Below are 13,040 nucleotides of genomic sequence, written 5' to 3' on the forward strand. Positions count from 1 at the left end.
AACTGCGCGATCAACCCCCACCGACCCGCACCCGCACCGGACGGGCACCCCCCTCAGGGGCGCGGGGAACTGCGCGACCGGCCCCCACCGGCCCGCGGCCGTACCCTGGAAACCCCCACCCCGGAAGCCGCCCCATGCCCCCGCAAGACCCCCTCTTCGGCATCGACCAGCTCCCCCTCCCGGAGCCGCAGCCGGCGGAACCGACAACCACCTCCTTCCGCGACTCCCGCGAAGCCCACCGCCTCCTCGCGGTGAAAGAGATCCACGCGGAACCGGCGGCAGCCGCCTCCCCCCGAGGCCGCCAGATCCTCGCCCGCTACCCCGAGGCCCGCCTCATCGAGGTCCCCTCCCACTGGCGCATCCCCGACCTGCACGGCAACGAGGGCAGCGCCGACCGCTGGATGCGCATCAAGCGCGAAACCCTCGTCCTCGGCGTGAGAAAGAAGCTCACCACCCGCCCCAACGGCCGCTCCGCGGACTGGATCGCCCCCGGCCCCTCCAACGGCTGCGCCCTCTCCTGCGTGTACTGCTACGTCCCCCGCCGCAAGGGCTTCGCCAACCCCATCACCCTGTTCACGAACATCGACGCGATCATCGCCCACCTCGGCCGCCACGTCGCCGCGCAGGGCCCCAAGACGGAGCCGAACCAGTGCGACCCGGAGGCGTGGGTGTACGACATCGGGGAGAACGGCGACTGCTCGGTCGACGCCCTCGTCTGCGACAACACCGCCGACCTGATCCACGCCTTCCGCGACTGGCCCACCGCGAAGGCGTCGTTCGCGACCAAGTTCGTCAACCCGGACCTGCTGGAGCTGGACCCGCGCGGCCGGACCCGTATCCGCTTCTCGGTGATGCCGGGCGACGACTCGCGTCTGCTGGACCTGCGCACCAGCCCGGTGGACCGGCGGATCGCCGCCGCCGCGGACTTCCTCGACGCGGGCTACGAGGTGCACTTCAACCTGTCGCCGGTCGTCGTCCGCCCCGGCTGGCAGGACGCGTGGGACGAACTGCTGCGGCAGATGGACGACGTACTGCCCGAGCGGGTGAAGCGCCAGGCGCTGGCCGAGGTCATCATGCTCACCCACAACGCGGACCTGCACGAGGTCAACCTCCGCTGGCACCCGCGCGGCGAGGACGTCCTGTGGCAGCCCGAGCTGCAGGAGACCAAGCGCTCCCAGAACGGCGCCCTCAACCTCCGCTACCACGCGGGCGTCAAACGCCAGGCCCTCGCCGAGCTCCGCGAGATCATCGAGCGCCGCACACCCTGGTTGGGCGTCCGGTACGCGTTCTGAGGCGATGTCCGCCGGCCTCCGAAGACCCCGCAGGTCACCCCCCTGTCCCGAGAAATAAGGTTAGGCTAACCTTGCCTCGTGATTCCAGGTGACAACACGTCCTCGGGCCTGAGAGGGCATGAACTGGCGGCCATGGGCGTGACCGTGGCGTACGACGGCACGGACGTCGTGCACGACGCGGAGCTGACGCTGCGCCCCGGCGAGGTGACCGCCCTCGTCGGCCCCAACGGCAGCGGCAAGTCGACCCTGCTGCGGACCGTCGCCCGGCTCCAGCGCCCCCGGCACGCCGCCCTCACGCTCGACGCGGCCACCGACGCGCTCGCGCTCGGCCCCCGCGAGTTCGCCCGCCATGTCGCGCTGCTGCTGCAGAGCCGGCCCACGCCGAGCGGACTGAGCGTGCGCGACGTCGTGGAGTTCGGCCGCTACCCGCACCGCGGCCGCTGGGGCGGCGCCGACCCGGGCGGCCGGGCCGCCGTCGACCGCGCCCTCGCCCTCACCGGCGTCACCGACCTCGCCGACCGCGGCGCCGAACACCTCTCCGGCGGACAGCTCCAGCGCGTCTGGCTGGCCGGCTGCCTCGCCCAGGAGACCGGCGTGCTCCTCCTCGACGAGCCGACCACCTTCCTCGACCTGCGCTACCAGGTCGAACTCCTCGACCTCGTACGCGATCTGGCGGACGACCAGGGCATCGCCGTCGGGGTCGTGCTGCACGACCTCGACCAGGCGGCCGCCGTCGCCGACCGCATCGTGCTCCTCGCGGACGGACGCGTCGTCGCCGAGGGGGCACCCGAGGACGTCCTCACCCCCGAGCGGCTGACCGACGTCTACGGCATCCGCATCGAGGTCGACACCGACCCCCTCACCGGCCGTCTGCGCACCCGTGCCCTCGGCCGTCACCACACCCGAAGCGAAAGGCTCAGCACCACCTCATGAGACGCCTCCTGTGCACCGCGCCCCTGGCCGCCGCCGCTGCCCTGCTGCTCGCCGCCTGCGGCACCACCGAACCCGCGGCCGACGACGCGCCCAAGGCGTCGTCCCAGCCCGTCACCCTCACCGACGCGTCCGGCGCGAAGGTGGAACTCGACGGCCCCGCCACGAAGGTCGTCGGCACCGAGTGGAACGTCGTCGAGCACCTCCTCTCCCTCGGCGTGGAGCCCGTCGGCGTGGCCGACGTCAAGGGCTACAAGACCTGGGACAGCGCCGTGCCGCTCACCCACGACGCCAAGGACATCGGCACCCGCGGCGAGCCCAGCATGGACACCGTCGCCGCGCTCGACCCCGACCTCATCGTCGCCACCACCGACCTCCAGGCCGGCGCCGTGAAGCAGCTGCGGAAGATCGCCCCGGTCCTCGAGGTGAAGTCCGCCGACGCCTCCGACCCGGTCGGGCAGATGCTGGAGAACCTCGACCTCATCGCGAAGGCCACCGGCACCACCGAGCGGGCCGCCACCCTGAAGAAGGACTTCGACGCCAAGCTCGCCGAGGGCGCCGAGGCGATCGAGGACGCCGGCCTCAAGGGCGCCGGGATCGCCTTCGCCGACGGCTACGTCGTCTCCAACCAGGTCTCCCTGCGCCCCTACACCTCCGGCTCCCTCGTCGGCGGGATCAACGAGCGGCTGGGCCTGAAGAACGCGTGGAAGCTCAAGGGTGACGAGGCGTACGGCCTCGCCGCCACCGACGTCGAGGGCCTGACCGCCCTGGGCGACGTGCAGTTCGCCTACATCGGCAACGAGCAGGACACCGCAAGCGACCCGTTCGGCAAGGAACTGAGGAACAACTCCGTCTGGAAGTCCCTGCCGTTCGTGAAGTCCGGCGACGTGCACCGCCTGGACGACGGCATCTGGATGTTCGGCGGCACCGGCTCGATGGAGCGTTACGTCGACGCCCTCGTCGCGGCGCTGACGAAGTAGCCGATGGCCGTCACCGCCACCCCTCCCACCGTCCGCCCGGAGACGGTTCCGTCCCGGGCGGGCGCGGCCGCGGTGACGACCGCGCTCGTGCTCCTGGTCGCCGCCCTCGCCGTCGCCGACATCACCCAGGGCACGGCCGCGGTCGGCCCGGCCGAGGTCCTCAAGGCCCTCACCGGCCGGGCCGACCCGGGAGACGCGTCCGTCGTCATCGCCTCGCGGCTGCCCCGGACGGCCGCGGGTCTCCTCGTGGGCGCAGCCCTCGGCGTCGCGGGCCTCGCCCTCCAGGCCGTCAGCCGCAACGTCCTGGCGTCCCCGGACACCCTCGCCGTCAACGCGGGCTCCTACTTCGCGCTCGGCGCCGTCACCGTCACCGGCCTGTCCCTGCCGCTGGTCGCCTCCTCGGCCGTCGCCTTCGCGGGCGGCCTGGGCGCGGCGGCCGTCGTCCTCGGCCTGTCCGGACTCGGCGCCGGCACCGTACGCCTCGTCCTGGCCGGCACCGCGCTCGCGCTCGGCCTGACCGCCGTCACCGAAGGGCTGCTCCTGCTGTTCCCGGAGGAGACCGAGGGCCTGTACCAGTGGAACCAGGGCAGCATCGGCCAGAACGGCTTCGACGGCGTGCTGCAGATGCTGCCCGTCGTCGTCATCGGCCTCGCCGGGCTGCTCCTCGTCGCGCGCCGGGTGGACGCCCTGGCGCTCGGCGACGACACCGCGCGCGGCCTCGGGGTGCCGGTGCGGGCCACCCGTGTCACGGCCGTCGTGCTGGCGACGCTGCTGTCCGCCGCGGCCGTCACCCTCGCGGGACCGATCGGCTTCGTCGGCCTGTGCGCCCCGGCGCTCGCCCGCCCTCTCGCCCGGTGGGTCCGCGGCGCACGGCGGCTGCGCGTGGGCGCCCTGGTCACCGGTCTCGTCGGCGCCGCGCTGGTGCTCGGCGCGGACGTGCTGCTGCGCGCCCTGGTCGAGGCCGACACCGCCGTCGCGGTGCCCACCGGCGTGGTCACCAGTTTCGTGGGTGCGGCGTTCCTGGTGGTGATGGCGGCCCGGCTGCGCGACACCGGAGGCGCCGCCGCGCCCGACAAGCTCAGCATCCGCAGCCGCACGGCGTTCGTCGTCACACTCGTGACGCTGGTCCTCGTTCTGGCCGGAGTCACCGTCGCGGGCCTGCTGCTCGGCGACCACGAACTGCTGCTGGGCGACGTGGCCAACTGGGCGCAGGGGAACGCAGGACGGACCGTCTCCTTCGTCCTGGACACCCGCACTCCCCGGGTGCTCGCCGCGCTCCTCGCCGGCGCGGCCCTCGCGCTGGCCGGCACGCTCGTCCAGGCCGTCACCCGCAACCCCCTTGCCGAACCCTCCGTCCTCGGCGTCTCCGGCGGCGGCGCGCTCGGCGCGGTCGTGCTGGTGACCACCGTCCCGACGGCCGGGGGATGGAGCATCTCGGCCGCCGCCTTCGCGGGGTCCGCGCTCGCCTCGGTCCTCGTGTTCGGGCTCGCGGCGCGCGGGGGCTTCCAGCAGAACCGGCTGGTGCTCGTCGGCATCGGCGTGGCGTCCGGGACGACCGCCGTGATCAGCCTCCTGATCGTGCTCACCGACCCGTTCAACGCCACCAAGGCGCTCACCTGGCTGTCCGGCTCCACCTACGGCCGCGACCTGCCCGACGTACTGCCCCTCGCGGCCGTGCTCGCGGGCGGTGTGGCGGTGGCGGGCGTACGGCACCGGGAACTCGACCTGGTCGCCCTGGACGAGGACACGCCGAGGCTGCTCGGCCTGGACCTCGCGCGGGGCCGGCTCGGCTTCCTCGTCCTGAGCGTGCTGCTCACGGCGACCGCCGTGGCCGCGGCGGGCACCATCGGCTTCGTCGGCCTGGTGGCCCCGCACGCCGCGCGCGCCCTGGTCGGCCGCCGGCACAACCGGGTGCTGGCGGTCGCGGTGCTGCTGGGCGCGGTCCTGGTGTGCACGGCGGACCTGCTCGGCCGCACCGTCATCGCCCCGGCCCAGCTGGGCGCCGGCCTGATGACGGCGGTGATCGGCACGCCGTACTTCCTCCACGTGCTGGTGCGCGCCCGCCGTTGACGGGCGCGAGAGGTCACGATGTCACCGCGGGCCTCGCGGCGAGGGGTTGCCCCCGGCCGCGAGGCCCGACGTGTCTGTCCGGTGTGACGGTCAGCCGAAGGCCTTGACGGCCTGGTAGTAGGTCCACGCGGTGCTGTTGCAGGCGGTCGCGGTGGCGCCGCTGTAACCGTTGCACACACGCTTGAGGTCCTCGTAGAAGGCGCTGTCGAGCCGGGACTTGTTGGCGCTGAAGGAGCCGGCGGCCTTGTAGTTGCGGTAGCCGAAGTCGTGACGGGCGCAGGCGTTCTGGAACGGGAAGCCGAAGGGGTTGTCGGGGGAGGAGGAGCAGTAGTCGGTGGACCAGTCGAACCCGTAGGCCGCCCAGGCGCCCTGGTTGGCGCGGGCGGCGGCCCACTGGTTGTAGCTCGATGCGCTGGTCTGGGTCCAACTGGCCAGGACCTGCGGCTTGTCGGCGGGAGCCGCGTCGGCGGCGGTGGCCGTGCCGAGGACGCCGACGAGGGCGAGGGCCGGGGTGGCGAGTGCGGCGGCGAGTCTTCGGTGCATCCCACACCTCCATGAGGCTGCGGCCCGACCACCGGACCGCAGGTTCATGACAATTGATGCCCGTACGGATGGTCGGTTTACACCGCAACTACCGCAGATACTTGGCGACATGGTGGCCCGGTTCCGGAAAAACCACGCGAGTCACCATCGATGACCCGGTACGAATGAGCGGCCCGATGGTCACCCACCGGGCCGCTCGTCACAGGGGAGGCGGGGAGCAGTCCGTCACGTCCGCACTCTGGTGGTACGCCCGGCCGCGGGCACGGCCGGGAGGGAACGCCCCCGCAACGGCACAGGCCGTTCCGGGGGAGGTGCGGCGGCCGCCCGTCAGGAGGCGGGCTGCCGCAGGACGGCGACGGCACGCGGTCCGAGAGTGAGGGAGCCGTCGGCGCCTGTCTCGCCGAGCAGCACCTCGCCGTCGAGCCCCGGCACCGGGACGGTCTCGTCGGTGCGGTTCACCAGGAACACGAACCGTCCCCCGGGACCCCGGCGCACCACCGGCTCGACCGATCCCCGCGCCCCGGCAGGCAGTTCGCTCTCCACGCCGGCCGGTTCCAGCAGACGCGGCAGCAGCGACGCGAGCCCGTCGACGCCGAGCCGTGTGGAGACGTAGGCGGCGGTGCCGCGGCCCGACGGGCGCCGGGTGACGGCGGGCCGCCCTGCCTGCTCGCCGGTGCGGTAGCGGACCAGGACGTCCGTGTCGTCGGCGGTCACCGTGATCCGGTCGGTCCACAGCGTGCCGGTCGTGGCGTCGTCCAGCTCCACGCTGTCGCCCGCGAGCAGCGGCGCGAACTCCTCGACCCGGATGCCCAGCAGGTCCCGCAGGGCGCCCGGATAGCCGCCGAGCCACACATGGTCGTGCTCGTCGACGACCCCGGAGAAGTACGTCGTGATCAGATGGCCGCCCTGCTCGGTGTAGCGGGTGAGCGTCTTGGCCAGGTCGGCGGGCACCATGTGCAGCACGGGCGCGATCAGCACCTGGTGGCGCTGGAGGTCCGAGCGGGTGGTGACCAGGTCGGCGCGGATGCCGAGACGCAGCAGCGCCGAGTACCAGTCGAGGGCCTCCTGCCGGTACTGCAGCAGCGCCGTGGGGTGCGAGTCCTGCTCGCTCGCCCACCAGGAGTCCCAGTCGTACATGATGCCGACCTTCGCGGGCTCCCGCTCGCTGCCGGCCACCGGAGCCAGCTTCCCCAGCGTGGCGCCGAGTTCGGCGACCGCGCGGAACAGGTCGCTGTCCGCGCCGGCGTGCGGCACCATCGCCGAGTGGTACTTCTCGGCGCCCGCCGCCGACTGCCGCCACTGGAAGAAGCACACCGCGTCCGCGCCGTGCGCCACGTGCAGCAGGGAGTCGCGGGCCAGTTCGCCGGGGCGCTTGGCCACGTTCACCGGCTGCCAGTTGACGGCGCTGGTGGAGTGCTCCATCAGGAACCACGGCCGGCCGCCGGAGATGCCGCTGGTGAGGTTGGCGGAGAAGGACAGCTCGTCGCGGTCCTGCGGACCGGGGTGCACGTAGTGGTCGTTGGAGACGAAGTCGATCTCCTCCGCCCAGTCCGCGTAGTCCATGCCCTTGGTGTTGCCCATCACCATGAAGTTGGTGGTGACCGGAACGTCCGGGGTGATCTCGCGCAGCAGGTCCCGCTCGGCGCGCAGATGGTCCTTCAGCGCGTCCGACGAGAACCGCTTGAAGTCCAGCTGCTGCGTCGGGTTGGGGTGCGAGGCGGCCAGACGCGGCGGCAGGATCTGCTCCCACGCGGAGTAGCGCTGCGACCAGAACGCCGTGCCCCAGGCGTCGTTGAGCGCGTCCAGCGTGCGGTACCGGGCGCGCAGCCACTCCCGGAAGGCGCGGGCCGCGTCGTCGGAGTAGTCGTACACGTTGTGGCAGCCCAGCTCGTTGCTGACGTGCCAGGCGACGAGCGCGGGGTGGTCGCGGTAGCGCTCGGCGAGCGTCCGCACCAGGCGCAGCGCGTGCTCGCGGAAGACGGGGGAGGTGGGGCGCCAGTGCTGGCGGGCGCCCGGCCACAGGGTCTCGCCGGTCGCGGTGACCGGGAGGACCTCCGGGTGGGCGGTGGTCAGCCACGGCGGCGGGGAGGCGGTCGCGGTGGCCAGGTCGACGCCGACGCCGCCCTCGTGCAGCAGGTCGAGCACGTCGTCCAGCCAGCCGAAGTCCCAGCTGTCCGCCGTGGGCTGGAGCCGGGCCCAGGAGAAGATCCCGACGGACACGACGTTGACGCCGGCCTCCCGCATCAGCCGGACGTCCTCCTCCCACACGGACCGGGGCCACTGCTCCGGGTTGTAGTCGGCGCCGAAGAGGAGACGGGGGGCGGTGTCACCGTCCGGCCCGGCGCTGCGGGACAGGAGGGTGGAGATCATGGTGGTCCTTCCGGTGGGCGCGTCGGGGGCGGCGCGCGGCATGGTGCGCGCCGCCCCGCGGGTGGTGCGTGTGGCTACTTCTCGACGGTGAAGCCCTGCTCCTCGCCGTACTTCACCGAGGCGTCCTGCCAGGCCTTCAGACCGTCCTCGAGGCGCGTGCCGGAGATGTAGGCCTTGCCGACGGTGTCGTTGAAGATCGAGTTGGCGTACGCCTGGAAGGGCAGGTACGACCAGTCGTCGGCGACGTTCGCGGCGGAGTCGGCGAAGATCTCGTTGGCCTTCTGGCCGCCGAAGTACGGGAACTCCTTGCCGAGGAACTCGGCGGACTTCAGCTCCGCCTGCGTGGCGGGGAAGGCGCCCTCGGAGACACGGGAGGCGACGCCCTCACCGGAGTTGGCGTACTCCACGAAGGCGTAGGCCAGTTCCTTGTTCCTGGCGAGCGCCGGGACGGTCAGCGCGCTGCCGCCGTTCTCCGCGCTGGCCTTGTCGCCCTTGGTCCACGCGGGCAGCGGGGCCACGCGCCACTGGCCGGAGGCGTTCGGCACGCCGGACTCGAAGTTGGCGGGCATCCAGGCGCCGGTGGACAGCGTGGCTATGGAGCCGTCGCCAAGGCCCTTGTACCAGTCGTCGGTCCAGCTGGTGACGGGCGCGAGCAGCTTCTCGTCGATCAGCTTCTGCCAGACGGTCGTGAACTTCTTGGCGCTGGCGTCACTGAAGTCGATCTTCACACTGGTGCCGTCGACCTTGTAGGGCCGCGAACCGGCCTGCCACAGCAGGCTGGTGGTGAAACCGGCGTCACCGGTGTCGTTGGCGATGTACGCCTTCGGGTCGGCCTTGTGCAGCTTGCGGGCCGCGTCCAGGTACTCGTCCCAGGTGGTCGGGACGGCGATCTTGTACGTGTCGAAGACCTTCTTGTTGTAGAACAGCGCCATCGGACCGGAGTCCATCGGCAGGCCGTACACCTTGTCGCCCTCGGTGACGGCGTTCCACGGGCCCGCCGTGTACTGCGAGGCCAGCTTGCCCGCGCCGAAGCCCGACAGGTCGGTCAGGCCCTTGGTCAGGGAGTACTGGCCGACCGAGAAGTACTCGAGCTGCGCGACGTCCGGGACCCCCTTGCCCGCCGATATGGCGTTCGACAGCGCCGTGTAGTGCTTGTCGCCGGAGCGCTCGCTCACCAGGTTGATCTTGACCTTGGGGTACTTCTTCTGGAAGTCGGCGGCGACCGTCTTCAGCGTGGGCTCCCACGACCAGACGGTGACCGTGCCGCCCTTGTCCAGGGCCGCCTGGATGTCCTCGGCGGAGACCGACTCGGTGCCGGCGCCGTCGTCCGAGCCGCCGCAGGCGGTGGCGCCCAGGGCGAGGGAGGTCACGAGGGCGATGCCGCCCAGCAGGCGGCTGGTCCTTCTGCGCATGAGTGTGGATCCACTTCTTCGTGGTGGGACAGGGCAGGGGTGGGGGAGACAGACGTGGGGAGGGAGAGGCGTGAGGGCGGCCGGAGGGCCGCCGGGTCACTCCTTGACGCTTCCGGCGGCGAGACCCGACTGCCAGTACTTCTGCAGGAACAGGAACGCGACGACGAGCGGCAGGATCGTGAGGAGGGAACCGGTGATCACCAGGTTGAAGACGACCTCGCCGCCGACGGTCTCCGCCTGGGAGTTCCACGCGCTCAGGCCCAGCGTCAGGGGATACCAGTCCGGGTCCTTGAGCATGATCAGCGGCAGGAAGTAGTTGTTCCAGGTGGCGACCGTGGTGAACAGCAGCACGGTCACGATCCCGGGGGCGAGCAGCGGAAGCGCGACCGTGAAGAACGTCCGCGCCTCGCCCGCGCCGTCCATCCGGGCGGCCTCCAGCAGCTCCGTGGGGATCGCCTCACTGGCGAAGACCCACATCAGATAGAGGCCGAACGGCGACACCAGCGACGGCAGGATCACCGCCCATGGGGTGTCGGTGAGCCCCATCTTGCTGAACATCAGGAAGGTGGGGACGGCCAGCGCGGTGCCCGGCACCGCCACCGCGCCGATCACCGTGGCGAACACGCCGCGCTTGCCGGGGAAGTCGAACTTCGCCAGCGCATACCCGCCGAGCACCGCCAGCAGGGTCGCGCCGCCCGCGCCCAGCACCACGTACAGCAGGGTGTTGAGCAGCCAGCGGGTGAAGATGCCGTCGCCGTAGGTGAACGTGTCCCGGATGTTCTCCCACAGTGCGAAATCGTCCGCGAACCACAGGCCGCCTGAGTTCGCCAGACCCGACTGTGTCTTGGTGGCGTTGATCACGAGCCAGATCAGCGGGACCACGGTGTACAGGACGACCAGCGAGGTCAGCACGGTCAGCAGCTTGCTGCGCCGGGGCCGGCCCGGGCGGTGGTCCTTGACGCGCCGCAGACGCGGGGGGCTGCTCACGCCGGCGGGGGCCGCGGCGGCCGGTGCGGGGGTGGTGACAGGGGTGGTCATCGGGTCACGCTCCCTTGCGCATGCCGCGAAGCTGCACGACATAGGCGACCACCATCGTGATCAGGCCCATGATGATGGCCACGGTCGCGGAGTAGTTGTGCTGCTGGCCGCTGAAGGACAGCGAGTACGTGTAGAAGTTCGGCGTGTAGTCCGTCGTGATGGCGTTGCGGGCCAGCGGACGCAGGATGCTCGGCTCGTTGAAGAGCTGGAAGCTGCCGATGATGGAGAAGATCGTCGCGATGACCAGCGCGCCGCGGATGGCGGGCAGCTTGATCGCGGTGATCACCCGCCACTGGCTCGCGCCGTCGATCTCCGCCGCCTCGTACAGGGAGTGCGGGACGACCCGCAGCGCCGCGTAGAAGATCAGCATGTTGTAGCCGACGAACTCCCACGTGACGATGTTGCCGATGGAGGCCAGCACCAGGTCGGCGGAGAGCGGGTCGGGCAGCGACCAGCCGAAGGCGGAGTTGAAGTCCCCGACCAGGCCGTACTTGGTGCCGTACATGAAGCCCCACATCAGGGTGGCGACCACGGCGGGCACCGCGTACGGCAGGAAGATCGTGATGCGGAAGAAGCTCTTGCCGTAGAGCCGGCCGCTGTCCAGGGCGAGCGCCACCAGAAGGGCGATGCCCAGCATGATCGGCACCTGGATCACCAGGAACAGCGCGACCCGGCCCAGCGACGCCCAGAACAACTCGTCCTTGATCGCCTGCTGGTAGTTCTCCAGACCGACGAACGTGGTGCCGCCGATGAGCTGGTCGCGGAACAGGCTGAGGTAGACCGAGTAGGCGATCGGTGCGAGGAACACCAGGGCGAACACGGCCGCGAACGGGCCGATGAACCCCCAGCCCTTCCATGAGCGCCGGTCCCGTCTCACCGGAGGCGGGGCCGGCCGCGGCTCTGCGGCCGCCGGCGGTTGCAGCGTCGTCATGAGATTCCTCGCTGTTCGGCGTTCCGGTAACCAGCGGCTCGGCACCCGGCACGAAGCCGGGCGGCAGGTCGCCCGGTCCGGATGGTTGCGTAAACATCACCCGGCCGGGAAACGCCGTGAGCTGTTATGTTTACGTAAACATCCGGTGGCGGCATGTCTACACTGCCCCGATGACGACGGTCAAGGGTCCTCAGACGGACCGTGACACGAGAGACAGGAAGGCGGGGGGGAAGCACGTGGAGACGGTCGACGACGCGGCGGTGAACCCGGGCGGCCCGGCCGCCACGGCGGCGGGAGACGGCCGGGGGACGGCCGCGCCCGCACCCCGGCGCCGCACCCGGGCCCGCGCCACCGCCTCCATGGCGGACGTGGCCCGGCTCGCGGGGGTGTCGGCCCAGACGGTCTCCCGCGTCTCCAACGGCTACCCCGGGGTGACCGAGGAGACCCGCCGCCAGGTGCTCGCCGCGATGAAGGAGCTCGGCTACCGGCCGAACAGCGCCGCCCGAGCCCTGAAGCGGGGCGAGTTCCGCACCATAGGCGTGATCACGTTCTCGCTCTCCACCACCGGAAACGTGCGCACCCTGGAGGCCATCGCCAACTCCGCGGCGAGCGAGGGGTACGCGGTGACGCTGCTGCCGGTCGCCGTGCCCACGCAGGACGAGGTGCGCGGGGCGTTCACGCGCCTCGAGGAGCTCGCCGTCGACGCCGTGATCGTCATCATGGAGGTGCACCTCCTGGACGCGGCGACGGTCCAACTCCCGCCGCACGTGCAGGTGGTGGTCGTCGACTCCGACGCCGGCGACCGCTACACGGTCGTCGACACCGACCAGCACGGCGGTACCCGCGCCGCCGTGCAGCACCTGCTCGGCCTGGGCCACCGCACGGTATGGCATCTCGCGGGCCCCGACGACTCGTTCGCGGCGCAGCGCCGTGAGGACGCGTGGCGCGCCGCGCTCACCGAGGCGGGCCGGGAACTGCCGCCGCTGGTGCGCGGCGACTGGTCGGCCGAGTCCGGCTACCGGGCCGGCCTCGAACTCGCCGCCCGCGAGGACTGCACGGCCGTCTTCGCCGCCAACGACCAGATGGCGCTGGGGCTGTTGAGGGCACTGCACGAGCACGGCAGACGGGTGCCGGAGGACGTCAGCGTGGTCGGCTTCGACGACATCCCCGAGGCGTCGTCGTTCCTGCCCCCGCTGACCACCCTGCACCAGGACTTCGCCGAGGTGGGGCGGCTGTGCGTGCAGGCGGTGCTGCGGAAGGTGCGGCAGGAGGAGTGGGAGGGGGGCACCACGCTGGTGCCGGCGCGGCTGGTGGTGAGGGAGAGCACGGCGCCGCCGCCACCGGGGCGCTGAAAGGCGCGTCCGTCGACGGGTCCTGTCGGTCGTCGAGGAATCAACCACCCCTGTCGGCAGGGACGTTGGTGTGCGAGACTCATGATCGTCAGGGCGCCAGAGCCGTCGCACTCATCGGAACG

At 71.7% G+C, this 13,040-nt stretch carries 10 protein-coding genes; 5 read left to right on the forward strand and 5 right to left on the reverse strand.

The window, feature by feature from the left end; genetic code table 11:
• Positions 1-134: 134 nt before the first annotated feature.
• The 4 genes from AY578_RS31590 to AY578_RS31605 all read left to right on the forward strand — a co-directional run bounded on the left by AY578_RS31590 (position 135) and on the right by AY578_RS31605 (position 5,272).
• Entirely contained in the window at positions 135-1,292 is a 1,158-nt protein-coding gene (locus AY578_RS31590) for a spore photoproduct lyase family protein (RefSeq protein WP_258906646.1), read from the forward strand.
• 132 nt (positions 1,293-1,424) lie between these two features.
• Positions 1,425-2,225: an ABC transporter ATP-binding protein gene (locus tag AY578_RS31595; RefSeq protein WP_052183362.1), complete on the forward strand. Its 801-nt coding sequence runs from the start codon at positions 1,425-1,427 to the stop codon at positions 2,223-2,225.
• Entirely contained in the window at positions 2,222-3,202 is a 981-nt protein-coding gene (locus AY578_RS31600) for an ABC transporter substrate-binding protein (protein WP_258906648.1), read from the forward strand. The genes AY578_RS31595 and AY578_RS31600 overlap by 4 nt, the downstream gene beginning before the upstream one ends.
• A 3-nt stretch (positions 3,203-3,205) precedes the next feature.
• The gene (locus AY578_RS31605) at positions 3,206-5,272 is read left to right on the forward strand and encodes an iron ABC transporter permease (protein WP_258906649.1); all 2,067 of its coding nucleotides are present in this window, start codon (positions 3,206-3,208) and stop codon (positions 5,270-5,272) included.
• 90 nt (positions 5,273-5,362) lie between these two features.
• Here AY578_RS31605 and AY578_RS31610 read toward each other — a convergent pair whose 3' ends face one another.
• The 5 genes from AY578_RS31610 to AY578_RS31630 all read right to left on the reverse strand — a co-directional run bounded on the left by AY578_RS31610 (position 5,363) and on the right by AY578_RS31630 (position 11,566).
• A complete protein-coding gene (locus tag AY578_RS31610; RefSeq protein ID WP_019527317.1) occupies positions 5,363-5,815 on the reverse strand; it encodes a phospholipase in 453 nt (150 codons plus the stop codon).
• Positions 5,816-6,142: 327 nt separating this feature from the next.
• Complete coding sequence (locus AY578_RS31615; protein ID WP_028961021.1) at positions 6,143-8,185, reverse strand: beta-galactosidase; 2,043 nt, start codon at positions 8,183-8,185, stop codon at positions 6,143-6,145.
• Between the two features lie 74 nt (positions 8,186-8,259).
• Positions 8,260-9,597: an ABC transporter substrate-binding protein gene (locus AY578_RS31620; RefSeq protein ID WP_019527319.1), complete on the reverse strand. Its 1,338-nt coding sequence runs from the start codon at positions 9,595-9,597 to the stop codon at positions 8,260-8,262.
• A gap of 96 nt (positions 9,598-9,693) precedes the next feature.
• Positions 9,694-10,635, reverse strand: coding sequence for a carbohydrate ABC transporter permease (locus AY578_RS31625; protein WP_019527320.1), 942 nt, complete (start codon positions 10,633-10,635; stop codon positions 9,694-9,696).
• Between the two features lie 4 nt (positions 10,636-10,639).
• Positions 10,640-11,566 (reverse strand): carbohydrate ABC transporter permease, encoded by a 927-nt coding sequence (locus tag AY578_RS31630; RefSeq protein ID WP_019527321.1) that lies wholly within the window; start codon positions 11,564-11,566, stop codon positions 10,640-10,642.
• A gap of 359 nt (positions 11,567-11,925) precedes the next feature.
• Between AY578_RS31630 and AY578_RS31635 the strand changes: the two genes are divergently transcribed.
• A complete protein-coding gene (locus tag AY578_RS31635; RefSeq protein WP_037779402.1) occupies positions 11,926-12,918 on the forward strand; it encodes a LacI family DNA-binding transcriptional regulator in 993 nt (330 codons plus the stop codon).
• The last annotated feature ends 122 nt before the right edge of the window (positions 12,919-13,040 follow it).

The organism is Streptomyces thermocarboxydus, from assembly GCF_024760485.1.
In the GTDB taxonomy this organism is placed as follows: domain Bacteria; phylum Actinomycetota; class Actinomycetes; order Streptomycetales; family Streptomycetaceae; genus Streptomyces; species Streptomyces cellulosae.

What these genes read in the sequence shown, in the direction of transcription:
- AY578_RS31605 (WP_258906649.1), top strand. Translation starts at nt 3,206, where the DNA reads ATGGCCGTCACCGCCACCCCTCCCACCGTCCGCCCGGAGACGGTTCCG.
- AY578_RS31630 (WP_019527321.1), bottom strand. Translation starts at nt 11,566, where the DNA reads ATGACGACGCTGCAACCGCCGGCGGCCGCAGAGCCGCGGCCGGCCCCG.
- AY578_RS31625 (WP_019527320.1), bottom strand. Translation starts at nt 10,635, where the DNA reads ATGACCACCCCTGTCACCACCCCCGCACCGGCCGCCGCGGCCCCCGCC.
- AY578_RS31595 (WP_052183362.1), top strand. Translation starts at nt 1,425, where the DNA reads ATGGGCGTGACCGTGGCGTACGACGGCACGGACGTCGTGCACGACGCG.
- AY578_RS31600 (WP_258906648.1), top strand. Translation starts at nt 2,222, where the DNA reads ATGAGACGCCTCCTGTGCACCGCGCCCCTGGCCGCCGCCGCTGCCCTG.
- AY578_RS31635 (WP_037779402.1), top strand. Translation starts at nt 11,926, where the DNA reads ATGGCGGACGTGGCCCGGCTCGCGGGGGTGTCGGCCCAGACGGTCTCC.
- AY578_RS31610 (WP_019527317.1), bottom strand. Translation starts at nt 5,815, where the DNA reads ATGCACCGAAGACTCGCCGCCGCACTCGCCACCCCGGCCCTCGCCCTC.
- AY578_RS31615 (WP_028961021.1), bottom strand. Translation starts at nt 8,185, where the DNA reads ATGATCTCCACCCTCCTGTCCCGCAGCGCCGGGCCGGACGGTGACACC.
- AY578_RS31620 (WP_019527319.1), bottom strand. Translation starts at nt 9,597, where the DNA reads ATGCGCAGAAGGACCAGCCGCCTGCTGGGCGGCATCGCCCTCGTGACC.
- AY578_RS31590 (WP_258906646.1), top strand. Translation starts at nt 135, where the DNA reads ATGCCCCCGCAAGACCCCCTCTTCGGCATCGACCAGCTCCCCCTCCCG.